This window comes from Flavobacterium sp. Root186 (genome assembly GCF_001428525.1).
GTDB lineage: Bacteria > Bacteroidota > Bacteroidia > Flavobacteriales > Flavobacteriaceae > Flavobacterium.
Window position 1 is genome coordinate 252,800 of the sequence record NZ_LMHW01000016.1, and the last position, 22,985, is coordinate 275,784.

At 32.7% G+C, this 22,985-nt stretch carries 26 protein-coding genes; 17 read left to right on the forward strand and 9 right to left on the reverse strand.

Annotation, left to right across the window (positions count from 1 at the left end; translation table 11 throughout):
* The first annotated feature begins 127 nt into the window (after positions 1-127).
* The 5 genes from hppD (at position 128) to ASD98_RS21790 (ending at position 5,186) form a co-directional block, all read left to right on the forward strand.
* Positions 128-1,288, forward strand: coding sequence for a 4-hydroxyphenylpyruvate dioxygenase (gene hppD, locus ASD98_RS21770; protein WP_056208766.1), 1,161 nt, complete (start codon positions 128-130; stop codon positions 1,286-1,288).
* A gap of 298 nt (positions 1,289-1,586) precedes the next feature.
* Positions 1,587-2,357, forward strand: coding sequence for a DUF3108 domain-containing protein (locus ASD98_RS21775; RefSeq protein ID WP_056208771.1), 771 nt, complete (start codon positions 1,587-1,589; stop codon positions 2,355-2,357).
* Positions 2,357-3,289 (forward strand): tryptophan 2,3-dioxygenase family protein, encoded by a 933-nt coding sequence (locus ASD98_RS21780; protein ID WP_056208773.1) that lies wholly within the window; start codon positions 2,357-2,359, stop codon positions 3,287-3,289. The genes ASD98_RS21775 and ASD98_RS21780 overlap by 1 nt, the downstream gene beginning before the upstream one ends.
* 34 nt (positions 3,290-3,323) lie before the next feature.
* Positions 3,324-4,544: a peptidoglycan DD-metalloendopeptidase family protein gene (locus ASD98_RS21785; protein WP_056208776.1), complete on the forward strand. Its 1,221-nt coding sequence runs from the start codon at positions 3,324-3,326 to the stop codon at positions 4,542-4,544.
* Between the two features lie 21 nt (positions 4,545-4,565).
* Positions 4,566-5,186 carry a hypothetical protein gene (locus ASD98_RS21790; RefSeq protein ID WP_056208781.1) on the forward strand — a complete coding sequence of 207 codons (621 nt, stop codon included), beginning with the start codon at positions 4,566-4,568 and terminating at the stop codon, positions 5,184-5,186.
* Positions 5,187-5,203: 17 nt separating this feature from the next.
* On the opposite strand, the gene ASD98_RS21795 is transcribed toward ASD98_RS21790, so the two are convergent.
* Positions 5,204-5,554, reverse strand: a complete 351-nt coding sequence (locus tag ASD98_RS21795) for a helix-turn-helix domain-containing protein (protein WP_056208784.1) — start codon at positions 5,552-5,554, stop codon at positions 5,204-5,206.
* 90 nt (positions 5,555-5,644) lie between these two features.
* Here ASD98_RS21795 and ASD98_RS21800 point away from each other — a divergent pair, with 90 nt between their 5' ends.
* Positions 5,645-6,016 (forward strand): DoxX family protein, encoded by a 372-nt coding sequence (locus tag ASD98_RS21800; RefSeq protein ID WP_056208787.1) that lies wholly within the window; start codon positions 5,645-5,647, stop codon positions 6,014-6,016.
* A 40-nt stretch (positions 6,017-6,056) separates the two neighbouring features.
* On the opposite strand, the gene ASD98_RS21805 is transcribed toward ASD98_RS21800, so the two are convergent.
* The gene (locus tag ASD98_RS21805) at positions 6,057-6,902 is read right to left on the reverse strand and encodes an AraC family transcriptional regulator (RefSeq protein ID WP_056208790.1); all 846 of its coding nucleotides are present in this window, start codon (positions 6,900-6,902) and stop codon (positions 6,057-6,059) included.
* 95 nt (positions 6,903-6,997) lie between these two features.
* Here ASD98_RS21805 and ASD98_RS21810 point away from each other — a divergent pair, with 95 nt between their 5' ends.
* From ASD98_RS21810 to ASD98_RS21835, 6 genes are all read left to right on the forward strand, one after another.
* Complete coding sequence (locus ASD98_RS21810; protein WP_056208793.1) at positions 6,998-7,558, forward strand: short chain dehydrogenase; 561 nt, start codon at positions 6,998-7,000, stop codon at positions 7,556-7,558.
* An 11-nt stretch (positions 7,559-7,569) separates the two neighbouring features.
* Complete coding sequence (locus ASD98_RS21815) at positions 7,570-8,058, forward strand: lipocalin-like domain-containing protein (protein ID WP_056208796.1); 489 nt, start codon at positions 7,570-7,572, stop codon at positions 8,056-8,058.
* Between the two features lie 120 nt (positions 8,059-8,178).
* Complete coding sequence (gene pgi / locus ASD98_RS21820) at positions 8,179-9,822, forward strand: glucose-6-phosphate isomerase (RefSeq protein WP_056208798.1); 1,644 nt, start codon at positions 8,179-8,181, stop codon at positions 9,820-9,822.
* Between the two features lie 321 nt (positions 9,823-10,143).
* Complete coding sequence (locus ASD98_RS21825; RefSeq protein WP_056208800.1) at positions 10,144-12,972, forward strand: TonB-dependent receptor; 2,829 nt, start codon at positions 10,144-10,146, stop codon at positions 12,970-12,972.
* A gap of 107 nt (positions 12,973-13,079) precedes the next feature.
* Positions 13,080-13,502 (forward strand): hypothetical protein, encoded by a 423-nt coding sequence (locus tag ASD98_RS21830; RefSeq protein WP_053473393.1) that lies wholly within the window; start codon positions 13,080-13,082, stop codon positions 13,500-13,502.
* 90 nt (positions 13,503-13,592) lie between these two features.
* Positions 13,593-14,081: a septal ring lytic transglycosylase RlpA family protein gene (locus ASD98_RS21835; RefSeq protein WP_056208801.1), complete on the forward strand. Its 489-nt coding sequence runs from the start codon at positions 13,593-13,595 to the stop codon at positions 14,079-14,081.
* Between the two features lie 40 nt (positions 14,082-14,121).
* Here the strand turns inward: ASD98_RS21835 and ASD98_RS21840 are convergent, their stop codons facing one another.
* The gene (locus ASD98_RS21840) at positions 14,122-14,577 is read right to left on the reverse strand and encodes a DinB family protein (protein ID WP_056208804.1); all 456 of its coding nucleotides are present in this window, start codon (positions 14,575-14,577) and stop codon (positions 14,122-14,124) included.
* Positions 14,578-14,656: 79 nt separating this feature from the next.
* On the opposite strand from ASD98_RS21840, the gene ASD98_RS21845 reads away from it, so the two are divergent.
* The 5 genes from ASD98_RS21845 to nadD all read left to right on the forward strand — a co-directional run bounded on the left by ASD98_RS21845 (position 14,657) and on the right by nadD (position 17,739).
* A complete protein-coding gene (locus ASD98_RS21845) occupies positions 14,657-15,004 on the forward strand; it encodes an arsenate reductase family protein (protein ID WP_056208806.1) in 348 nt (115 codons plus the stop codon).
* Positions 15,005-15,203: 199 nt separating this feature from the next.
* A complete protein-coding gene (locus ASD98_RS21850) occupies positions 15,204-16,064 on the forward strand; it encodes a YicC/YloC family endoribonuclease (protein ID WP_056208809.1) in 861 nt (286 codons plus the stop codon).
* Between the two features lie 90 nt (positions 16,065-16,154).
* Complete coding sequence (gene gmk, locus ASD98_RS21855) at positions 16,155-16,727, forward strand: guanylate kinase (protein WP_056208811.1); 573 nt, start codon at positions 16,155-16,157, stop codon at positions 16,725-16,727.
* Between the two features lie 32 nt (positions 16,728-16,759).
* Positions 16,760-17,125, forward strand: a complete 366-nt coding sequence (locus ASD98_RS24170) for a four helix bundle protein (RefSeq protein ID WP_056208814.1) — start codon at positions 16,760-16,762, stop codon at positions 17,123-17,125.
* Positions 17,126-17,157: 32 nt separating this feature from the next.
* Positions 17,158-17,739: a nicotinate (nicotinamide) nucleotide adenylyltransferase gene (nadD, locus tag ASD98_RS21865; protein WP_056208817.1), complete on the forward strand. Its 582-nt coding sequence runs from the start codon at positions 17,158-17,160 to the stop codon at positions 17,737-17,739.
* A 265-nt stretch (positions 17,740-18,004) separates the two neighbouring features.
* On the opposite strand, the gene ASD98_RS21870 is transcribed toward nadD, so the two are convergent.
* The 6 genes from ASD98_RS21870 to ASD98_RS21895 form a co-directional block, all read right to left on the reverse strand.
* Complete coding sequence (locus tag ASD98_RS21870) at positions 18,005-19,474, reverse strand: nicotinate phosphoribosyltransferase (protein WP_056208820.1); 1,470 nt, start codon at positions 19,472-19,474, stop codon at positions 18,005-18,007.
* Entirely contained in the window at positions 19,471-20,418 is a 948-nt protein-coding gene (locus ASD98_RS21875) for an ADP-ribosylglycohydrolase family protein (RefSeq protein WP_056208823.1), read from the reverse strand. The genes ASD98_RS21870 and ASD98_RS21875 overlap by 4 nt, the downstream gene beginning before the upstream one ends.
* A gap of 2 nt (positions 20,419-20,420) precedes the next feature.
* Positions 20,421-21,152: a metallophosphoesterase family protein gene (locus ASD98_RS21880; protein WP_056208826.1), complete on the reverse strand. Its 732-nt coding sequence runs from the start codon at positions 21,150-21,152 to the stop codon at positions 20,421-20,423.
* Positions 21,149-21,703, reverse strand: coding sequence for an RNA 2'-phosphotransferase (locus ASD98_RS21885; protein ID WP_056208831.1), 555 nt, complete (start codon positions 21,701-21,703; stop codon positions 21,149-21,151). The genes ASD98_RS21880 and ASD98_RS21885 overlap by 4 nt, the downstream gene beginning before the upstream one ends.
* Entirely contained in the window at positions 21,696-22,343 is a 648-nt protein-coding gene (locus ASD98_RS21890) for a DUF4291 domain-containing protein (protein WP_056208833.1), read from the reverse strand. Before ASD98_RS21890 ends, ASD98_RS21885 begins: the two co-directional genes overlap by 8 nt.
* 129 nt (positions 22,344-22,472) lie before the next feature.
* A complete protein-coding gene (locus tag ASD98_RS21895; RefSeq protein WP_056208836.1) occupies positions 22,473-22,979 on the reverse strand; it encodes an O-acetyl-ADP-ribose deacetylase in 507 nt (168 codons plus the stop codon).
* Positions 22,980-22,985 lie beyond the last annotated feature (6 nt).

The following is a 22,985-nucleotide window of genomic DNA, read 5'->3' on the forward strand; positions in this document are numbered from 1 at the left end:
GATCGCTATGATAATTTTGCGAACCTTGCGTAAAATCCTTGCGGACTTTGCGGTTAAAAAAAAACAAATCTTAAAAAACATTTCGGCAAATCAAATAAACGATTAACCGATTAAACAAATAAACATCATGAGTAAAGAAGTTAAATCAGTAGAATACGGATTAGAAAAAATATTTGAAGGAGCACAAGATTTCCTTCCATTATTAGGAACAGATTATGTAGAATTTTATGTAGGGAATGCAAAACAATCTGCACATTATTACAAAACGGCTTTCGGTTACCAATCATTGGCTTACGCCGGATTAGAAACCGGAGTAAAAGACAAAGCATCTTATGTTTTGAAACAAGACAAAATCAGAATTGTTTTAACTACACCTTTAACAGCAGATTCTCCAATCAACGAACATCTTAAAAAACATGGTGACGGTGTAAAAGTTGCAGCACTTTGGGTAGAAGATGCTACAAAATCTTACGAAGAAACTATGAAGCGCGGTGCACGTTCTTTCATGGAACCAACTGTTGAAGAAGATGAATTCGGTCAAGTTATTCGTTCAGGAATTTACACTTACGGAGAAACGGTTCACATTTTTGTAGAAAGAAAAAACTACAATGGTATTTTCCTGCCAGGCTATAAAGAATGGAAATCGGATTATAACCCTGAACCAACCGGATTAAAATATATTGATCACATGGTTGGAAATGTGGGGTGGAATGAAATGAATACTTGGGTGAAATTTTACGAAGACGTAATGGGGTTTGTAAACTTCTTATCTTTTGATGACAAACAAATTACTACAGAATATTCTGCATTGATGAGTAAAGTAATGTCAAACGGAAACGGAAGAATTAAATTCCCTATCAACGAACCAGCTGAAGGAAAGAAAAAATCACAAATTGAAGAATATTTAGATTTTTATGGCGGACCTGGAATTCAGCATATCGCTATTGCTACAGATGATATTATTAAAACAGTATCACAATTAAGAGCACGCGGTGTTGAATTTTTATCAGCTCCTCCACATACCTATTATGAAGCAATTCCTGAAAGATTAGGGGTTCATATGGATATGATGAAAGAAGATTTAAACGAAATTGAAAAGCTTGCTATCATGGTCGATGCCGATGAAGATGGTTATCTTTTACAAATATTTACTAAGCCTGTTCAGGACCGACCTACACTTTTCTTCGAAATTATTCAAAGAATGGGTGCAAAAGGGTTTGGTGCAGGTAACTTTAAAGCTCTTTTTGAGTCAATTGAAAGAGAACAGGAATTGAGAGGAACTCTATAAAAATGCATTATTTTTGCATTATGCAGAAAAATTCTCTGTAAAACGTTGATTTTAATGCAAATGTTATGTTAAACTTGACTTTTGCTATTTATTTTTTGAACTTTCTATCTATCTTTGCACTCGCAAATCAAGAAGGGGTGGTTTCCTTCTGAATTGATATAAATTTCATAATTTATAGTTTTTTGGTTAGTTAATAGCATAAAAACTCAGTCATCCTTGACTGAGTTTTTTTGTTTTAGTACATTTGGAATAGAATTTGCATTTATTTATCTTTATAATGAAATGTAAAAATTGTACTATGAAAAAGTTCATCCTCGCTATATTAATTCTAACGACACTTGCCTTCGATTCTCAAAAAGAAGATGCTTTTGACACTGGAGAATATTTTAAATTTAGGATTCATTACGGAATCGTAAATGCCGGCTATGCAACTCTTGAAGTAAAAGATGCCACAATAAATAATAAAAAAGTTCATCACGCTGTAGGTAAAGGATATACAACAGGAATGTCAAAATTTTTCTTCAAGGTTGAAGATTTATACGAAAGTTATTTTGACAAGGAAAATGGAAATCCTTATCGCTTTGTGAGAAAAATTGATGAAGGTGGTTACACTAAAAATCAGGAAGGTTTTTTTGACCAAAGCGGCAATAGAGTTTTAGTAAAAGATTATAAACGAAAGACTGAAAAAACGATCGTAATTACTGACAATGTGCAAGATATCGTATCGTCTTTTTACTTCTTAAGAAACCATCCAAATATTGATAAATTAAAATCTGGCGAATCGATTACGATTGACATGTTTTTTGACGATGAAATCACAAAATTTAAGTTAAAATATGTAGGCCGTCAAGATATTACAACTAAATTTGGGACGGTTTCTACAATGGTTTTTAAACCACTTGTACAAACAGGAAGAGTTTTTAAAGAAAAAGAAAGCTTAACACTCTGGATTACAGATGACGACAACAAAGTTCCGATTAGAATTAAGGCGGATTTGGCTGTCGGATCTCTAAAAGCAGATCTTGATGAATATAAAGGATTGAAAAATCCATTTAAAGTTAAAAAATAATGAACCCTACTGATCATTCAGAATCAATTTTAAAAGAAATTGACCTTAAATTTCAAGCAATAAACCAAAAAACTGATGTTCAGTTAGAAGGATTACTTTGGTCAAAACCAATTACGTATTGGGATTACATTCAAACAGATGCTCTTTTAAATTTACAAATACAACGCACCACGCTTCCTGACGAAATGGTATTTATTATGTATCATCAGGTTAATGAACTTATATTTAAAATGATTTTGTGGGAAATCGATCAAATCGCAGATACACAAAATATTCAGGTTGATTTTTTCAGCGAAAGACTTTCAAGAATTACACGCTATTTTGATATGCTGACCAATTCATTCAGTATTATGGAAAACGGAATGGAAGTTGATCAATATATGAAATTCAGAAATACCCTTACTCCTGCAAGCGGATTTCAAAGTGCGCAATACCGACTGATTGAATTTGCTTCGACAGATGTTATCAATTTAACAGACAGAAGATACAAAGCAGACTTTGACGAAAATACCGATTTAGAAACTACTTTTGAACACCTTTACTGGCAGGCTGCCGGAAAAGATTATCATACTGGCGAAAAATCATATTTACTTCAGGAATTCGAAAATAAATATAAAGTCCAGTTTTTGAGACAAATGTCTACGTTTAAGACTAAAAACATTTGGCAGAAATTCACACAATTGCCTATCGAAGACCAGCAAAATCAAGAATTAATCCATGCAATGCGTCATTACGACAAAACGGTGAACATTACCTGGGTTATGCAGCACCTTAATACTGCAAGAAAATACATCTTAGAAAGCGGAAAAGGCAACGGCGAAGCAACCGGCGGAAGTGACTGGCAAAAATATATGCATCCAAAATACCAAAGACGCATCTTTTTTCCTAAATTGTGGACCGAAGAAGAATTGTCCAATTGGGGAAATGAATAGATCAAATTTAGTTTCCTAAAAAAAATTTAAGAGTTTGAAAAAAGCATTCGTAATTATAATAGTATTATTTTCAATATTTTCATGTAATAAAACAGAGGAAAAAGTTGAAATTAAAATTACAAAACCAAAAACCAAAAAGGTTGAGTTTGGTTTTAATTACGCTGATTTTAATGTTGTTAATGATACAATTTCCAAAGGAGATTCTTTTGGATCTATTTTACAGAGTCAAAATATCGGTGACAAAAAAGTGTTTGATATAGTAGCTCAGGTCAAAGATACTTTTGACGTAAGAACTATTCGTTACAACAAACCTTTTATATTGCTTCGTTCAAAAAATAAAACAAATAATCTTCAGGTTTTTATTTATCAGCCAGACGCTTTAACTTATTATGTAATCGACATAAGAGACAGTATTGCAAAAGCGTATAAAAAAATAAAACCGGTTACTTTAAAAAGAAAAATCATTGGCGGCGTTTTAAAAACATCATTATCTGAAACTTTAGGAGATGAAGATGTAGAAACTGCACTTGCCAGCAGAATTACAAAAGTATTCTCTTGGTCTATTGACTTCTTCAAACTTAAAAAAGGTGATCGTTACGGTTTAATTTTCACAGAACGCTTTATAAACGGAAAAACATACGACGGTGTTGAAGATCTTGAAGCAGCCTTCTTTGAATATAAAGGAAAAATCGTTTATGCATTTCCTTTCGAAAAAGACACGCTTTCGGGAAAAATAGAATATTATGATGATGAAGGAAAAACACTGAAAAACTTCTTCTTAAAAACTCCAATCAAATTCAGCCGAATCACTTCTAGATTTACTATGAATAGATTTCATCCTGTGCAGCATACCTGGAAAGCGCACAAAGGAACTGATTATGCGGCTCCAACCGGAACTCCAATTTCAACAACTGCATCTGGAGTTGTAGAAGCAACCGGATATACAGCAGGAAATGGAAATTTTGTTAAAGTAAAACACAACGGAACTTATTCTACCCAATATTTACACATGTCCAGAATTTTAGTACGCCGCGGACAGCGCGTTACACAAGGACAAACCATTGGTTTAGTTGGAAGTACAGGTTTAGCTTCCGGCCCTCACGTTTGTTACCGTTTCTGGAAAAATGGCGTTCAGGTAGATGCTCTTCGATTAAATTTACCAACCGGAGAATCTTTAACCGGAAATGATAAAACCCGTTTCTTTAAACAAATCGAACCTTTGAAAAGAGAGTTGGATAGTATTGGAAATTTGTAAATATCTGAAATCAAAAGTCGAATGAAAAATTCCCGTCTTAAAGCAATTTACAATGATACTTTTTCAGGCTTAAAACTATATTACAGAGATACTGATCTACCTGATAATTTAATTTCAAATTACAAAATCGGGCAAATAATTCAGGAAAAAGGCTTTACAGATATGACTTCTATTGGCGGCGGACTTTCTGGCAATTTCAGATATTTAATTGCTAGTGCTCATGCCAAAGATTTATCTAAATTCAATCCGGACTCAGCAAAAATTGGTCATTTTCTTTTAGATACGATTGCTTACTTTAAAGTATTAGATATTCAGAAAATTGATAACAAAACACAGGTTTTTCTTTTAAATATTCCAGACAATTCAATTTCGCTTTTAAAAAATTCATCATCAAATCTGGAAGATGAAATTATAGAAAAAGCAAGAAAAAAATTTGCTGCGAAAATCCATTTGGCTGTAGTTCCGGAATTACAAACGGAAAGCTGGAAAGAAAGAACAAAATCTCCTCTCGGAATGAATGATAAGGGAGAATTATTTTTTGACGATTCGAAAATTAAGGCTGAAGAGCCAAAAAGAATCGAAATCAACATCGAAAAGAAAACTATTGAAGTTAATAAAAAGCCTTGGTGGAAAATTTGGTAATCAAATTATCCTCATTCTCAAACATTCTTCTCTCCCCATTCGTCCATCATAACTAGAATTCCCTTAAGAGACTGGCCCAATTCAGTTAACTCATATTCAACTTTTGGAGGAACTTGTTGATGAACGATTCGATTTATCAATTTATCACTTTCTAATTCTTTAAGCTTTGCAATAAGCATTCGCTCAGAAATCCCCACAAGTCTGGTTTTTAACTCACTGTATCTAAGTTTCTGTTCATTCAAAAGAAACGACAGGACATTTATTTTCCATCTTCCGCCAATTACAGATAACGTAAAAGCTATTCCGCAGTTTTCTTTCCAATAAATCTCATTGATATTATTAGTTGAATTTTCTTTTCTGGTTTCCATACTTACTATTTTGTGTGTACCATACAATTTTGTATGTACTTATATTCTTGCAAGTTAATAAATACATTTTTTAATAAAAAATCACATAAAATGGAAACAATTAAAATCGCAGTTCATTGGTTAAGTTACGCTTATTATTTATACGTATTTGGATACGCATCTCTATTCAAAGTTTTTCAAAAAGAATCTATGATGCAAAGCATGCAGTCTTTAGGATTTAATAAAACGTGGACAATTGCTATAGGAGTATTTGAATTATTTGGCGTTATACTAATCCTGATCGGAATTTTTCAGCCACAATATAAAAATGCCGGTATATTATTTTTATTCCCTTTTGCAGTAGGCGCTTTTACTACACATATGGCACATCAGGAATACAATCATTATTATAATTCTTTAACGGTGTGTATTTTGACAATTGTCTTATTGGTAACAGACAAAACCTTTAGAATAACATTGTAAAAAAACAGCTTTGACCGAAGCTTGAAAATTTTAAAGATTATTATTTACAAAACTTCTTTCTAAATTCCGACGGATTCATTCCTTTATGTTTTCTGAAAACTTTATTTAAGTGACTTTCGTCGGAAAAATTTAATTCGTCTGCAATTTCATTAATACGCATATCGCTATTTAAAAGTCTGGCTTCAATCAATCTCAATTTATAGCTTGCAATATATTCTTGCAGCGTTTCACCTGTTTGTTTCTTAAAATATTTCCCTAAATAATTAAGAGAAATATTAAAATGCTCGCTTACTTTTTCTCCTTTTAATTGTTTTGGATTATAGATATTTTCCTGAATATAATGCAGTATTTCCAAAACCATTTCTCCAGTTGTTTCTTTAATATTCTTCGGAAGTTTTAAAGCAATATTTCTCGCTACAATTGTAATTATGGCATTTACAATCTGCTCAATAATCTTTTGATGATAAATCTGTTGATTGTCCTGTTCCTGAATTATACTTTCTATCAGCGACGCAATTAAAGGTTTGTCAATTTTATTTTTTAGAATACATCCCGGGCGGTGGCTTGCATTTTGAAGAATATATTCCATTCGGAGAACAGTTTCCGATTGTCCGTTTTGAGAATTTGCTTTGATATAATATTCATTGAACCGAAGAAAAAAGAATTTTGTTGACGTTGTAATCTCAAACGAATGAACATCTTGAGGTGTTACAAGAAATAGGTTTCCTTTTCGATATTGAAACTTATTATCATTTATAACCTGAATTCCCGTTCCGTCAACCACATAAATCAATTCAAAGAAATTGTTTTTCCGAATTGTTTTCGGAAACTGTTCCAGTTCTTTAAAATCAACTTCAAAAGGAAGATATAAATTCTTGTTTGTCATTAGGCTAAAATACAATTTTAGTACCAATAAGTACAATTTTCGGCGAAAGCTAACCTCTTAATTTTGTTTCAGATAACAAACTAAAATCTACAAAAATGAGAATACTTTTAATTGGAGCAAACGGAACAATTGGTAAAATACTGAATCCGGCTCTGGCAAAAAATCATGAAATTATTTCGGCAGGAAGAAACAGCGGTGATTTTAAAATCGATTTATCAGATTTAAATTCAATAGAAAAATTATTCAGCGAAGTCAAAAATATTGATTCCTGTATTTGTGTTGCGGGCGATTGTTATACGGGAGATTTGCATTCGCTTGACGAAGAAAAATTAAATATTGGTATTCAAAATAAATTATTAGGTCAGGTAAATCTGGTGCTAATTGGGCAAAAATATTTAAACGAGCATGGATCATTCGTACTTACTTCAGGAAAAATGGCTGATAAACCAGTTAAAAATAATGTCAGTAAAGCAATTGTAAATGGCGGAATTAACAGTTTTGTTCTTTCAGCTTCATTGGAATTAGAAAGAGGAATTAGAATAAATGCAATAAGTCCTGCAAAGGTTTTAGACATTCCGGCTGAAGATTTAATAAAAGCTTATACAAAAAGTATTGAAGGAGCTATAAATGGAGAAATTATTAAAGTAAACTATTAAAAATTTTAAAGATGAAAAACACAACTTTCTTATTATTACTATTAGTCTTAAATTCGGCTATTGCACAAAAAACAAAATCTGATTTTTTAGGCTCGTGGACTTTGGTTTCGGTAGAAAACAAAAATTCTGACGGAACAAAAACCCTTCCTTATGATGTAAATCCAAAAGGCACTTTATTTTTTGATGAAAAAAGAAATTACGCCATTCAGATATATAAAAATGAAAGATCTAAAATAATTTCGGGTGATAAAAACAAATGTACACCCGAAGAAAATGCGGCAATTGTTCAAGGAAGTAATTCGCACTTTGGCGAATATGAAATTGATGAAGCAAATAAGATTATTACTTTTAAAATAAAAACAGCTTCGTTTCCAAACTGGGAAGGAACCATTCAAAAGCGAACTTATATTTTGATGAATAATGAACTTAGATATGTTGTAACCAATACAACGCAGGGAGGAAAATCAGTTACTGCCGAAGTTGTCTGGAAAAAATTGTAACGCAGATTCATAAAACGTTTTCGCAACTAATTGTTATATAATCATGAAGCGTTACCCTTTTAAAAGTTATTTCAGTATTTTTGTGATTCTAAAAAAAACAATCTCAATAATAAAATAAAAATGGCTTTAAACACAACAAACCCAACCGGGACTGAAGCGTGGAAAAATCTGCAAAACCACTATAACGCAATTCACGGAACTACAATACAGGAATTATTTCAGCAGGATAATGCTCGTGCTGAAAAATTCAACTTACAATGGAATGATTTTTTAGTTGATTATTCTAAAAATAATATTACGCCGGAAACACTTTCTCTTTTATTAGAATTAGCAAATTCAATTGGATTAAAAGATGCAATCTCTCAATATTTTGGAGGAGAATTAATCAATCAAACTGAAAATCGTGCTGTTCTTCATACGGCTTTGCGTGCTCCGGAATCGGCAATTATTAATGTTGATGGAGAAAACGTAATTCCAGAAGTTTATGAAGTAAAAAATAAAATCAAAAACTTTACAAACGAAGTTATTTCGGGAGAAAGAAAAGGTTTTACAGGAAAAGCTTTTACAGATATTGTAAATATTGGAATTGGAGGTTCTGACCTTGGTCCGGTTATGGCGGTTGAAGCTTTACAATTTTACAAAAATCATTTGAACACGCATTTCGTTTCAAATGTTGATGGCGATCACGTAAACGAGATTATTAAAAAACTGAATCCTGAAACAACCTTGTTTTTAATTGTTTCTAAAACTTTTACAACTCAGGAAACTTTATCAAATTCTGAAACTATCAGAGAATGGTTTTTGAAATCAGCTTCTCAGGAAGATGTTGCAAAACACTTTGTGGCAGTTTCAACAAATATTCAAAAAGTAACTGAATTCGGAATTAATCCAGACAATGTTTTCCCAATGTGGGACTGGGTTGGCGGAAGATTTTCTCTATGGAGCGCTGTTGGTTTAAGCATTGCTTTGGCAATTGGTTTTGATAATTATAACCTATTATTAGTTGGAGCAAATGAAACAGACGAGCATTTTAAATCGGCAGAATTTGACCAAAACATTCCGGTAATTTTAGCTTTATTAAGCGTTTGGTATAACAATTTCTTTGGTGCCGAAAGTGAAGCTTTGATTCCATATACACAATATTTATCAAAATTAGCTCCGTATTTGCAGCAGGCAACTATGGAAAGTAATGGGAAAAGTGTTGGCCGTGACGGAAAACCGGTCAATTACCAAACCGGAACTATTATCTGGGGAGAACCGGGAACAAATTCGCAGCATGCATTTTTCCAATTAATTCACCAGGGAACAAAATTGATTCCAACAGATTTTATCGGATTTGTAAAACCGCTTTATGGAAACGAAGATCACCACGATAAATTAATGTCAAACTTTTTTGCTCAGACTGAAGCTTTATTGAATGGAAAAACTGAAGCTCAGGTTCAGGCTGAATTTGATAAACAAGGTTTATCTGCAGACAAAGCTTCTTACTTAAGACCATTTAAAGTTTTCACCGGAAATAAACCAACCAATACCATTTTAATTCAAAAATTAACACCTAAATCTTTAGGCTCATTAATTGCCTTATATGAACACAAGATTTTTGTTCAGGGTGTTATCTGGAACATTTTCAGTTTTGACCAATGGGGGGTTGAATTAGGAAAACAATTGGCAAATTCAATTTTAGATGAGATTAATTCTAAAACAGTAAAAAGTCACGATAGCTCAACTTCATTTTTGTTAAACCACTTTTTGAAGAATAAATAAGAATAATAAAGAACATTTTTCTTAACAATCTGAAACGCCTTGATTTATAAAAATTAAGGCGTTTTTTCGTATAAATTACCATCATTTACCCTATTCTTTGCGAATAATTGCAAGTATAGTGCTACAACACCAATTGAAAAATTATTATTTTAACAAAATACAAGTACTTAAATTCAACAAACCGTTGTTTTATTTAAAGAAAAAAGAAAAATTCATTTTAATGTGCAGCACAAACTGTAAAACTTATTTTTCTTAACATTTTGATAACATTATCTGATTTAATTGTTATAATTTTGCCAAAAACAATAAACTCAAGAACAAATGAAGAAAATGAAAAATTGGTTACTTACTGGACTATTTTTTATGATAGTTTCAACCGTATTTTCTCAAGGAAAAGTTACTGGTACTGTTACAGATGGTACTGGTTCATTACCAGGCGCTAACGTGACGATCAAAGGATCCAGCGCAGCGACTTCAACAGATTTTGATGGTAAATTTACCCTCAATGCAACAACAAGCACAGGAGAAATTGTTATCTCTTACTTAGGTTACCAAAACCTAACTGTAAAATTTTCAGTTTCAAATGGAGCAACAACAAATTTAGGAACAATCGCTTTAGAATCTAACTCAAACGAATTAAGCGAGATTGTTGTAAAAAGCACAGTTGTAGATATTGCAAAAGACAGAAAAACTCCGGTTGCTGTTTCTACAATCAAAGCCGCTGAAATTCAACAAAAACTTGGTACTCAAGAATTTCCTGAAATTTTAAGAAACACTCCATCAGTGTATGTAACTAAATCAGGTGGTGGATTTGGAGATTCAAGAATTAACATCCGTGGTTTTAACCAAAACAATATTGCTGTTATGATTAACGGTATGCCGGTTAACGACATGGAAAATGGTTCTGTTTACTGGAGTAACTGGGCAGGTTTATCAGATGTAACATCTGCTATGCAGGTTCAAAGAGGTTTAGGTTCTTCTAAATTGGCTACGCCATCTGTAGGGGGAACAATCAACATTGTTACTAAATCTTCTGATATGAAAGAAGGCGGATCATTTTCTTCTGGATTTGGTAACGCTAGAAACTTTAAAATTCAAGGTTCATACAATACAGGAAAATTAGAAAATGGTCTTTCTGCTTCTGTTTTATTGTCTCAAACAATGGGTGATGGATACATCAATGGTACTTCATTTGAAGGATCAAACTACTACGTTGCTTTAGGATATACTACAAAAAACGACAAACACGATTTTCAATTTACAGTAACAGGAGCGCCACAATGGCACAACCAAAGATCTACTGTTTCTACAATTGCTACATACCAAAAATATGGTACGCTTGACGAACCAAACATTAAATATAATGCTGATGCAGGTTATTTAAACGGTGAAGAATATAACATCAGAAAAAACTATTACCACAAGCCAATCGCTTCTGTTAACTGGGATTATAAAATCAACGAAACTACAAAACTTTCTACTGTTCTTTACGCATCTATGGGTCGTGGAGCTGGTGCTAGTGCTACTGGTGGTATTGGAGGAAATGTTTACAACGCTTCTGTTTTCTTATTACCAAACGGAATGGTTGATTATAATAAAATCCAAGCGTGGAATAATGGTACAGGACAAGTTTTCTTTAACGGACAAAACAGAACTAGAACAATGATTGGTGGTGTTTACCAAAACAGTTCTTCAACTGGTAGAACTGGAGCTGGAACTACAGCATCTCCATATGTTTACAATACAACATCTGGTATTACGCAAACATCTTCTATTAACTCTCATGACTGGTTTGGAGGCGTAATCAATTTGAACAAAAAATTAACAAACACGTTAACTTTAGACTTTGGTCTTGATGCTAGAACTTATACAGGATACCACTTTACAGTAGTAAATGATTTATTAGGAGCTGGTGAATTTTACGACAATACTGTTGCAAGTTTAAAACCAGCAGGAAGACATATTACAGAAACTTACCAAACTGATGTTCAATGGAATGTTTTCGATAAGAAAAACTACGAAAAAATCTCATTTAACAGTACTGGAAAAGTTAGATGGTATGGTGCATTTACTCAATTAGAGTACTCTAAAGACAATTTAACTGCTTTTGTTCAGGGAGCAATTTCTCAACAAGGATTTAAAAGAGAAGATGACTTCGTATACTTACCTACAGATCCATTGGCTTCTACAGATTACGAAAACATCTTAGGAGGAAACGTAAAAGGTGGTGCTAATTACAACTTAAACGAAAAAAATAATGTTTATGTTAATGCAGGTTATTACTCAAGACAACCATTCTTTAACTCAGTTTATCCAAACAACAGATCTACAGTAAACCCTAACCTTACTAATGAGAAAATTATTGGATTTGAGGCTGGATACGGTTTCCGTTCTAGATTCTTTAATGCTACAGTAAACGTTTACAATACAACTTGGAATGACAGATACCTAAAAGGTAATGCATTACCAACTGACGCAACTACATATACAGAATATGTTGGTCTTAACGAGGTACACTCTGGATTTGAGTTAGAAGCTAATTCTAATATCACTGACAAGTTAAAACTTAACGCTATGTTCTCTTACGGTATTTGGGAATATAAAGGAAATGCAACTGTTAACGCTTACTACCAAGCAGATAATACTCCAGTTGTAGGATATACTGCAACTCCAGTATACATGGATAAAGTAAAAGTTGGTGATGCTGCTCAAATGACAGCTTCTTTAGGAGCTTCTTACGAAGTTTTAACAAGAGTAACTGTTGATGCTAACTACAACTATAATGATAAATTATATGCTGGATTAAGCCCAATTAACTTTGCAGATCCAAACAACAAAGGAGCTTTAGAATTACCTTCTTACGGTTTATTTGATGCAGGTTTCTCATACAAAATGCTAGTTGGTAAAGACAAAGACAAATCAGTTAATTTCAGATTAAACGTAAATAACTTGTTTGACAAAATTTACATTGCTGAATCAAGAACTAATACTTTTGCAGATGATAACTTACCAGTAGCTACAGGACAACCTGCTGGATCTAAAGGAACATATGCTTCAAATGGTATGCTTTACAATGGTGTAGCAAATGTTAACCAGGTATTCTTTGGTTTCGGAAGAACTTGGAACTTTGCACTACGTTACGATTTCTAATATTTAGAATCTAAATAAATATCTAAAGCGGCATTGACTTTTAAGTTTAATGCCGCTTTTTTTTGACCAATTTTGCTATATTTGTTTTTAACAAAAAAACACAGTTTATGTATCATTTTATTCAAAAGCTTCATTCTGGCTGGGCATATCTAGCGTTACTGCTTTTATTGTTTGCAGTAATAAACGCTGTTATCGGTTTAACTTCTAAAAAAGAATTTACAGCAAAAGACCGTAAAATATCTTTGTTTGCCTTAATTGGAACGCATACACAATTATTGATTGGATTAATCCTTTATTTTGTGTCTCCATTAGGAAAAGATTCTTTTGGCCAAATGTCTAATGCCGCATTAAGATTAACATCATTAGAGCATCCGCTTATTAACCTAATTGCTATAGTTTTAATAACTATTGGATGGTCAAAGCATAAAAAACTAATTAATAGTGAAGCTAAACACAAAACCTTTGCTATTTATTACGGATTAGGATTAATACTTATTTTAAGTAGAATTCCGTGGAACCTTTGGTTCTAGAAAACACCAATTAAAGCCCTCCAAAAAAGGGCTTTTTTTATCTCGGCATATTATTTGTACAAACTCCCCAAGTCTGAAAAAAAATAAACCATGAGTAAAAAAAACTTTATACTTACCGCATTCGCAATAACTTTTTTGAGTTGTTTTACCTACGTAATAAGTCAAACAAAGCCAGTAATTGAGCCGAAAACCCCTCAGGACACTGTAAAAAATGCCAGACCAAACATTATTGCAATCCCAACTGATTCTGTATTTACAGACAACGGTTTAAAATTAAAACTATACAAAAAAACGGCACATGCTTCCTACTATGCAGACCGTTTTAATGGTAGAAAAACAGCTGACGGCAGCAGATTTAACAACAACAAATATACCGCCGCACACAAGAAACTTCCCTTTGGAACAAGAGTTAAAGTAACAAATGAAGCAAACGGAAAATTTGTAATTGTAAAAATAACAGATCGTGGCCCATTTGTAAAAACCCGCGAAATAGATCTTTCAAAACGAGCATTCATGGAGATCACAAAGCACAAAGGTGCCGGAGCTATGAAAGTAACTATTGAAAGAATAATAGAATAAAAAAATCCCGTTCTGAAATTTCAGAACGGGATTTTCATTTTTAGATAAATTTCTTAATACTCATTATAATTCCGGTATGAATTCCTTCATGATAACTCACAAAATCTAATGCATCCTGAACATTTTTGAGATCAAAACCCATACTGGTCGTGTATTGATTATAATTTTTAAAAACATTATCATTATAATCCTTTTCTGTTTGAAGTATAGTTTGGGTAAGCAAATTTTTAACCTCATTTACTTCTTCCTGAGAAACATCTGCTTCCGGTTTTGTTCCTTTTGAATATTTGGCAATAAGTTCATCTGAAACCTGCAAAGGCAGACCTGATAATTTATAGACTAAAATTTGCTGTGAAGCGATACAATGTCCGATGTTCCAAATCAAATTATTTTTAAATCCGTCCGGAATTTTATTTAATTGTTCCAATGAATGATGGTCTAAAATTTTTACAAGGATTTCCCTAATAGTCTTTTGTGTGTCAAAAACTGAACTCATAATTTTATTTTTTTTCTAAAATTAGACAATTTTAAGTTTCAAATGAATTTTCTTTGTACTCTAACAAATTCGAAAAAACATGAACAAAATATATTATTTAGCATCTTGCGACACTTGCCGTAAAATCATCAAAAGTCTTCCGAAAAACAATTTGGTTTTTCATGATATTAAACAAGATCCTATTACCGAAGCAGAATTAGAAGAAATGTATAAACTTTCAGGAAGTTACGAAGCCTTATTCAGCAAAAAAGCGCAATTATACAAATCAATGGATTTAAAAAACAAATCGTTGACCGAAGCTGATTTTAAAAAATACATTTTAGAACATTATACTTTTATAAGCCGTCCGGTTTTTATAATTGACGGTAAAATTTACATTGGCAACAGCCAAAAAAATGTAGCGGAAGTTATTCAGGCTTTGAGCTAAATTTCTTCTGCCACTAATTTCACGAATTTCCATAAATTAATTTCGCTGTTTGTAGACTTATCAAGCTTAAATAAAATTCGTGGAAATTCGTGAAATTCGCGGCAAAAAAACTTTAAATACTGATATACCTTACAGAATAGTATTTTACATCATAACACTGCAAACTTTTATTTATCTTTGCGCCTTTATACTCAATTATATGATACAATCTATGACAGGGTTTGGCAAAGCTTCTTTGCAATTGCCTACAAAAAAAATCACAGTCGAAGTAAAATCCTTAAACAGTAAAGGTTTAGATTTAAACGTAAGAATGCCATCGGTTTACCGCGAAATGGAGTTAGGTTTAAGAACCCAAATCTCAACCAGACTAGAAAGAGGAAAAATTGATTTTGCAATCTATGTAGAAAGTACTGCAGAACAAACTTCTACAAAAGTAAATGTGCCTGTTGTAAAAAATTATATCGCACAATTGAGAGAGGTTTATGCTGACGCTGATGAAACGGAACTAATGAAAATGGCGGTTCGTATGCCAGACACATTAAAAACAGAGCGTGAGGAAATCGACGAAAACGATTGGGAACAAATTCAGGTTATTATAGACGAAGCTTTACAAAACATTTTAAGTTTTAGAAAAGACGAAGGTGAATCTCTTGAAAAAGAATTCAATCTTCGAATTGCTAATATTCGTCAATATATGAATGATGCTTTAGCACTTGATCCAGAACGCGTTCAGGCTATTAAAGATCGTTTGCAGACAGCAATTGCAGAATTACAGGTTAATCTTGATGAAAATCGTTTCGAGCAGGAATTGATCTATTATCTTGAAAAATTAGATATTACAGAAGAAAAAGTTCGTTTAACGAATCACCTGGACTATTTCATCGAAACCTTAGGAGGAAGCGAAGCAAATGGTCGAAAATTAGGTTTTATTACTCAGGAAATGGGTCGTGAAATTAATACAATGGGTTCAAAATCGAATCATGCACAAATGCAGAAATTGGTTGTAATGATGAAGGATGAATTGGAGAAAATTAAAGAACAAGTTTTGAATGTTTTGTAAAGGCTACAGGCTTTAAGTTGTAGGCTATAGGCACAAAAACGAAACGAATAAAAGCTTAAAGCATATTGCTTAAAGCCTAAAGCATAAATAATGAACAAAGGAAAATTAATTGTTTTTTCGGCACCTTCAGGATCTGGAAAAACAACTATAGTAAAACATTTATTAGGACAAGAAGATTTAAATCTTGAATTTTCGATCTCAGCAGCATCACGTGATCCACGTGGTGAGGAAGTCCACGGAAAAGATTATTATTTTATTTCACTGGAAGAATTCAAAAAACATATTAAAGCTGAAGATTTTCTGGAATGGGAAGAAGTTTACCGCGATAACTTTTACGGTACATTAAAATCTGAAATTGAAAGAATCTGGGCTTTAGGGAAAAATGTAATTTTTGACATTGATGTTGCAGGTGGTTTACGTATTAAACATAAATTTCCGGAACAAACTTTAGCTGTTTTTGTAAAACCGCCAAGTGTGGACGAACTTAAACGCCGCTTAAAAGAGCGTTCTACAGAAAGCGACGATAAAATCAATATGCGTATTGCAAAAGCGTCTGTAGAATTAGCTACTGCCCCGCAATTTGACGTGATTATCAAAAACTATGATTTACCAGTTGCTTTAGAAGAAGCGCATCAATTGGTTAAGGATTTTGTCTCTAAGTGATTAGTGAACAGTAATTAGTAAGTAGTACAAAAATGAGTGAAATAAGATCTTATAAAGATTTATTGATTTGGCAGAAAGGGATTAAAATTGTATCTCTGGTTTATCAATTAGTAAAATCATTCCCAAAAGAAGAATTATTTGCTTTAACTAGTCAATTAAAAAGAGCTTCCGTATCTATCCCGTCAAATATAGCCGAAGGTTATGGTAGGAATACAGATAAAACTTTTAGTCATTTTTTAAATATTTCCAGAGGCTCATTATTCGAAATCGAAACTCAATTACTAATAGCAAACGATCTTGGTTTTATAACTAGTCAAACTCTTTATAAAGAAATTTTAATTCAAATTGAAGAAGAATCAAAAATGATTAATGCTTTCTCTAAGACACTAAAAGACTAATCACTTTTTACTAATTACTAGTTACTTTAACTATGAAAATAGGTCTTTATTTCGGAACATATAATCCCATTCATGTTGGTCATTTGATCATTGCCAATCATATGGCCGAGTTTGCCGATTTAGATCAGATTTGGATGGTGGTTACGCCTCATAATCCATTAAAAAAGAAAGCTACTCTGCTTGATGATCATCATCGTTTGCAAATGGTTTATCTGGCAACTGAGGATTATCCAAAAATTAAACCTTCGGATATTGAGTTTAAATTACCACAGCCTAATTATACCGTAATTACTTTAGCACATTTACAAGAAAAATATCCCAATCATAAATTCTCTTTGATTATGGGCGAAGATAACCTCAAAACGCTTCATAAATGGAGAAACTACGAAGTGATTCTGGAAAACCATGACATTTATGTTTACCCGAGAATTTCTGATGAACCTGAAAATATAGAATTAAAATCCCATCCAAAAATTCATGTAATCGATGCGCCAATTGTAGAGATTTCTTCCACTTTTATTCGAAACAGCATTAAAGAAGGCAAAAATATCCAGCCTTTGCTGCCGTCAAAAGTTTGGGAATATATAGATCATAATAATTTTTATAAGAAATAAAAAACTGAATTTAAAAATAATGAATAGCCTCCAGCTTTAGCTGGAGGTTTTTTAATTTAACGACAAAGGGCTTTAGCCAAAATGAAGATATTTTGGCTAAAGCCCAACTCCATATCTATTCTTTAACCTCCAGTTAAAACTGGAGGCTATTGATTCCTTTTGAAAAGAAAAAACCTTTGCCAAAGTTTAAAATTTTGGCAAAGGTCTCTCCTTATTAATAAATCCAATAAAGAAAGCCTGAATTCAAATTCAGGTTTTCTTGTTTTTATGCTTCAACGTTTACTTCACTTTTTACTCGGGTTCGAATCTCACTTAAAGATTGATCTACTAAAAGTTTTCCGTCTCTGAAAACTTCTTTCAATTCACCTTGTTTTTCTTCTTCCCAAGAAACATTATCAGTCAAATGATACTTCCCGTCGATTAAATCAATTTTCATCAATCCTTTAGCCGATTTTTTAGTTCCGTCATCCGTAATCGGATCTTTGAAGATGGCTCTTCCCTCACCTTTTACTTCTCCGTAAGTTGCTTTCATTGCAAATCCGAAAGTATCTCTGGTGTTATATTGATACGTAAAAGAACCAATTCCTAAAACAACGTTTGTTGATGCAAAACCTTTTTCTTTTAATCTTTCGCAAATTTGAGTTGCTCTTGCAACGGTAATACTGTCGCCATAAATTGCTCCAATTTGAGGTACTAATTCTTTAAATCCTTTATCATTTAGACTTCCTCCAAAAACATCCCAAAGTAATTCAATTACACCTTTCTTTTCCTGCTCTGTTTTTCCGTTTGGATTTCCGCAGATAATATCAACCGGATCACCGCTGTCAGGACGAATTACTACTTTACCTTCTCTAGAAACAATATCTTCTCTTAAACGCGGTAAATAATCGGTTAAAACTTTCCATAAATCCCAAGTATCAGAAACGATAGAAACAATTCCTTTTGGATAAACTTCTGTAATTAATCTTTTGAAGGTTTCATATTCTCCTTCAGTAGTTCCCATACACATAACAGAATGTTCAGTAGCGGCAACTGAACCTGCAACTAATTCTGAATCTGAATTGGCATTGTAATATTCTTCTAAGAAATCTATTGCCGGAATTGTATCAGAACCTGTAAAACTCAATAAATGTCCGGCTGCAGATGTCACTGCGGCTTCAATTCCGCCCATTCCGCGCATAGAGAAATCGTGCGCCTGCCAATCTACAAATTCAGGAACAGAAGAAGTTTCATCTGCATATTTATCCAATACTTTTCTATATTCTTTTGCTATTGTTGCTGAGTTACAAGGAAGCCAGATTACTGCAGAAAGTAATGTTTCAAAATAATTCGTCAGCCAGAAAAACTCCGGAATTGTATTATACATCGTAAACATTGGAACTCGCAGCGGAACGCTTGCTCCTTCTGGCAAAGCTTTAAAAACCATCGGAATATATCCTAAATCGTGTAAATCTTCGATATGTTTTGTTCCAACCTGGTTTTCACCTAAATAATTATTGATTCTTCTAGAATATTTCTTAACTACTTCTTCTTTTGGCTGTTTGAAGAAATATTGTTCAAAATCGTGAATGATATATTTTTTGATAAAATACTGCAATCCAAAAAACACAACCTCATCAAGATCTTCAATTCTTGATTTACGAGGCGTCCAGTTAGAATAAACTAAAGTGGTATTATCTGGGTATTGTCTTCTGTGGTCAACTTTGTAACCGTCGGTTAATAATAATGGGTTCATATATTTTTATTTAAATTTTCTTCTAATCGTTCTGCTAAATCTTTTATCTCATTGGATTTAACTAATTTCTCAATCCACTTTTTCGGAATGTTTTCAATTCCATAATAAATACCTGCCAAACCTCCCGCAATTGCACCTGTCGTATCTGTATCTTCTCCCAAATTAACTGCTTTTAAAACGGTTTCTTCGTAAGTCTCAAAGTTCAAAAAGCACCAAAAACTTGCTTGCAGACTATCCAATACATATCCTGACGAATGAATATTAATTTCCGGATATGTGGAAATGTCATTTTTTAAAATCCTGTCAAACAACTGAATTTCAAACTCATTATATTTTTTATCTTCCAGAAATTTTAATAAAATACGCTGCATCTCTCTGTAAACTTCAAATTTTTCTTTGCCCTTTAGAATTTCCAAACAATAAACGACATAAATAAAACAGGAAAAAACAGATCTAAAATGTGCATGTGTAATTGATGAAACTTGTTTAACTTTTTGATAAATTATCTCGATATCCTTTTCTTTTTGAAGATAAAAAACCAAGGGCAAAATACGCATTAATGAACCATTCCCGTTATCTTTTTCTTCAAAGCCACCGCATAAATCCGGTTGATGTCCTTTTGCAATATTAAGAATTGCGCTTCTGGTTGCAATACCAATATCAAAAACTTCTCCATGCGGCGTCCATAAATCTGCACTATACCATCTAACAAAGTTTTTGGCAATATCATTTAAATCAAAACCGCTGCATAAACTTTCAGCTAAACAAAAAGCAAGAGAACTATCATCGCTCCAGGTTCCTTCTGGCTGATGATGTGTACCAAAACCAAACATGTCAGAAACAGGATTTTCTTTTAAATAAGTTCTCGATTCAAATTCTACCGGAACGCCTAAAGCATCACCAACTGCTAAACCAAATAAACCTGCTTTTATATTATTTTCCATCACTATTTATTTCTCCCTTTTTCATCTGGATAAAACGTCTGTACTGCATCACTCTGCCAAAATTTCTTTGTTTCTACATCAATACAAGTTAATTTTCCATAAAAACCAGCTCCGGTATCAATATTCCATACATTACAGCCTTGCATTGGCACTTCAACATTATAATGAAGCGTTGGTGTATGACCGATATAAATTTCATTATAAAGTAATAATCTTTTTGGGTACGAAAGTGAATCTTTTTTGATTCTCTTGTCCATTGTCAAAGCCATTTCCCAAAGAGTTCTGTCCCAAGAATAGTTTGTTTTGTAATGTTCTTTTTCTGGGCCATGCATGGATGAAAAACCTGCGTGAATAAACAAATTATTATGTTCATCTACAAAGTAATCTTTCATAGAGTTGAAAAAATGGCGATGCTTTTCTTTTTCTGAAAACTCAATATCGACATAACTTTCTATCGTCGATTTTCCTCCGTGCAAAAACCAAATGTCGTTTATGATATTTTTTTCTAACCATTCCTGACACCAGGCATCATGATTTCCTTTTATAAAAACACATTCTTGTTTTTGGGATAATTCAATAAGAAAATCAATTAATTGTTTTGATTCGCTCCAGCCATCGACATAATCTCCCAGAAAAATAAATCTGTCATCTTCTGAGTAATCAATTCTTTCTAATAACTGAATTAAGGCTTTTAATCCGCCGTGAATATCTCCAAAAACTAAAGTCTTTTTCATGATTTAAATTCGATATACTTTGCCGGAACCTCATCTGTCAACCAAACGTTATTTTCAGACAAATAAAATTTAAATCCGTCTTTGTGCATTGCTCCGCTTCTAACGGTTAAAATTTGAGGAACTCCGCGTCTGCTTCCTACTTTTATGGCTGTTTCTTTGTCTTTGGAAAGATGTACATGCTGACGGCTCATTTTTTTCAAACCTTCTTTCTGAATACTTTCCATGAACTTTGCAACGGTTCCGTGATATAAATATTCTGAAGGTTCGGTTTCTGCTAAATTCAATTCAACCGAAATGGAATGTCCTTGATTTGCACGGATTTTGGTTTTATCTTCGTTATAAGCAAAGCGCTTTTTATCGTTATTTTCTACAACGTAATCTAAAAGTTCAGCAGTCATCTGATTTTGACTTCCTTTTTTATTGCATTTTATAATTAATTCTTCTACATCTGCCCAGCCATTTTCATCTAGTTTTAATCCGATTTTTTCCGGTGAATGTCTAAGTACTAAACTTAGAAATTTACTTACTGTTTTTGCTATATTTTCATTCATGATTTCCAGAAATTTTTAGTTTTTTATTCAATTCCTCATCTTGAAAAACCAAAGGCTTCTCGGCAGGAGTCAACAGATTTTCCAATTGTTTTTTCTGAACGAACTCATATTGTTCTTGTACAAAACCTGAAATATCTTCAATTAGCAGAATATCTTCTTTGGCAAAAGATTTAATAAAATCGTCTCTTAAACCAATTTGTATTGCTCTTCTTTCTAATTTTCCTCCGTAAGGATCATGATCTGGATCCCATTGCAATCTTACTGAAGATGTTTTTACTTCTGTTTGCCATTCTTCATAACTTTTCCCAAGTGATGAATCGTGAGTAGAATAAACTGCATTTTGCAAGTACTTTTGAAATGCATCTATTTTAAGATGAATTGCTAAAACTACTTCTTGTCCTTCTTTAGTTCCCCAGCCGTTTCGATACATCATCCAAAGGAAATTTGGTTTAATCCACGTCATTCTTTCCAGACTGAATGCTCCTCCAAAAAATTGATTTTTTACAGCAAATTCGCCTATTTCTTTTCTATACGATTGATAAACAATTATTTCTTTATCATCGTATTGAGCCATTATATGATAACCTGATTTTGGCCATTCTTCTATTTGCTCGTTATATTTTTTTAATTCTATTTTCATTTTATAAATACACAATAACGTGATTGTGTTTATTTTTTAATCATTATTTTATTGATCAAACGTTCCTATGGAACGTACATACAACTTGATAACATTTTATTCTACCGATGAAATGTTCCTATGGAACATCTATAAAATGTTTTTATAAATCTGATAATTTTCATCATCAAAGCAGACAAAAATCACCTTTTCTATTTCTGAAATTCTTTCAAAATCTTTTATGCTTTTTATTGCAATTTCTGCTGCTTTATCTTTTGGAAAATGATAAATACCAGTACTAATATTCGGAAAAGCAATAGTTTTTATTCCGTTTTGAACAGCTAGATTTAAACTATTTTTATAACAGTCGGCTAACAATTTTGATTTCTCTTCTTTGTCACCATTCCAAACTGGGCCAACAGTATGAATAATATATTTAGAAGGTAGATTTCCTGCAGTTGTTATAACTGCTTCACCCGTTTTGCAGCCGCCTTGTTTATTTCGAATCTCGATGCATTCATCTAAAATTGCTTTTCCTCCTTTTCTGTGAATTGCCCCATCTACTCCGCCGCCGCCAAGCAAAGAAGTGTTTGCCGCATTTACAATGGCATCAACATCAATCTCTGTTATATCTGCTTTTAGAAGCTCTATTTTCATAATTCC

What these genes read in the sequence shown, in the direction of transcription:
- hppD (WP_056208766.1), top strand. Translation starts at nt 128, where the DNA reads ATGAGTAAAGAAGTTAAATCAGTAGAATACGGATTAGAAAAAATATTT.
- ASD98_RS21775 (WP_056208771.1), top strand. Translation starts at nt 1,587, where the DNA reads ATGAAAAAGTTCATCCTCGCTATATTAATTCTAACGACACTTGCCTTC.
- ASD98_RS21780 (WP_056208773.1), top strand. Translation starts at nt 2,357, where the DNA reads ATGAACCCTACTGATCATTCAGAATCAATTTTAAAAGAAATTGACCTT.
- ASD98_RS21790 (WP_056208781.1), top strand. Translation starts at nt 4,566, where the DNA reads ATGAAAAATTCCCGTCTTAAAGCAATTTACAATGATACTTTTTCAGGC.
- ASD98_RS21795 (WP_056208784.1), bottom strand. Translation starts at nt 5,554, where the DNA reads ATGGAAACCAGAAAAGAAAATTCAACTAATAATATCAATGAGATTTAT.
- ASD98_RS21800 (WP_056208787.1), top strand. Translation starts at nt 5,645, where the DNA reads ATGGAAACAATTAAAATCGCAGTTCATTGGTTAAGTTACGCTTATTAT.
- ASD98_RS21805 (WP_056208790.1), bottom strand. Translation starts at nt 6,902, where the DNA reads ATGACAAACAAGAATTTATATCTTCCTTTTGAAGTTGATTTTAAAGAA.
- ASD98_RS21810 (WP_056208793.1), top strand. Translation starts at nt 6,998, where the DNA reads ATGAGAATACTTTTAATTGGAGCAAACGGAACAATTGGTAAAATACTG.
- ASD98_RS21815 (WP_056208796.1), top strand. Translation starts at nt 7,570, where the DNA reads ATGAAAAACACAACTTTCTTATTATTACTATTAGTCTTAAATTCGGCT.
- pgi (WP_056208798.1), top strand. Translation starts at nt 8,179, where the DNA reads ATGGCTTTAAACACAACAAACCCAACCGGGACTGAAGCGTGGAAAAAT.
- ASD98_RS21825 (WP_056208800.1), top strand. Translation starts at nt 10,144, where the DNA reads ATGAAGAAAATGAAAAATTGGTTACTTACTGGACTATTTTTTATGATA.
- ASD98_RS21830 (WP_053473393.1), top strand. Translation starts at nt 13,080, where the DNA reads ATGTATCATTTTATTCAAAAGCTTCATTCTGGCTGGGCATATCTAGCG.
- ASD98_RS21835 (WP_056208801.1), top strand. Translation starts at nt 13,593, where the DNA reads ATGAGTAAAAAAAACTTTATACTTACCGCATTCGCAATAACTTTTTTG.
- ASD98_RS21840 (WP_056208804.1), bottom strand. Translation starts at nt 14,577, where the DNA reads ATGAGTTCAGTTTTTGACACACAAAAGACTATTAGGGAAATCCTTGTA.
- ASD98_RS21845 (WP_056208806.1), top strand. Translation starts at nt 14,657, where the DNA reads ATGAACAAAATATATTATTTAGCATCTTGCGACACTTGCCGTAAAATC.
- ASD98_RS21850 (WP_056208809.1), top strand. Translation starts at nt 15,204, where the DNA reads ATGATACAATCTATGACAGGGTTTGGCAAAGCTTCTTTGCAATTGCCT.
- gmk (WP_056208811.1), top strand. Translation starts at nt 16,155, where the DNA reads ATGAACAAAGGAAAATTAATTGTTTTTTCGGCACCTTCAGGATCTGGA.
- ASD98_RS24170 (WP_056208814.1), top strand. Translation starts at nt 16,760, where the DNA reads ATGAGTGAAATAAGATCTTATAAAGATTTATTGATTTGGCAGAAAGGG.
- nadD (WP_056208817.1), top strand. Translation starts at nt 17,158, where the DNA reads ATGAAAATAGGTCTTTATTTCGGAACATATAATCCCATTCATGTTGGT.
- ASD98_RS21870 (WP_056208820.1), bottom strand. Translation starts at nt 19,474, where the DNA reads ATGAACCCATTATTATTAACCGACGGTTACAAAGTTGACCACAGAAGA.
- ASD98_RS21875 (WP_056208823.1), bottom strand. Translation starts at nt 20,418, where the DNA reads ATGGAAAATAATATAAAAGCAGGTTTATTTGGTTTAGCAGTTGGTGAT.
- ASD98_RS21880 (WP_056208826.1), bottom strand. Translation starts at nt 21,152, where the DNA reads ATGAAAAAGACTTTAGTTTTTGGAGATATTCACGGCGGATTAAAAGCC.
- ASD98_RS21885 (WP_056208831.1), bottom strand. Translation starts at nt 21,703, where the DNA reads ATGAATGAAAATATAGCAAAAACAGTAAGTAAATTTCTAAGTTTAGTA.
- ASD98_RS21890 (WP_056208833.1), bottom strand. Translation starts at nt 22,343, where the DNA reads ATGAAAATAGAATTAAAAAAATATAACGAGCAAATAGAAGAATGGCCA.
- ASD98_RS21895 (WP_056208836.1), bottom strand. Translation starts at nt 22,979, where the DNA reads ATGAAAATAGAGCTTCTAAAAGCAGATATAACAGAGATTGATGTTGAT.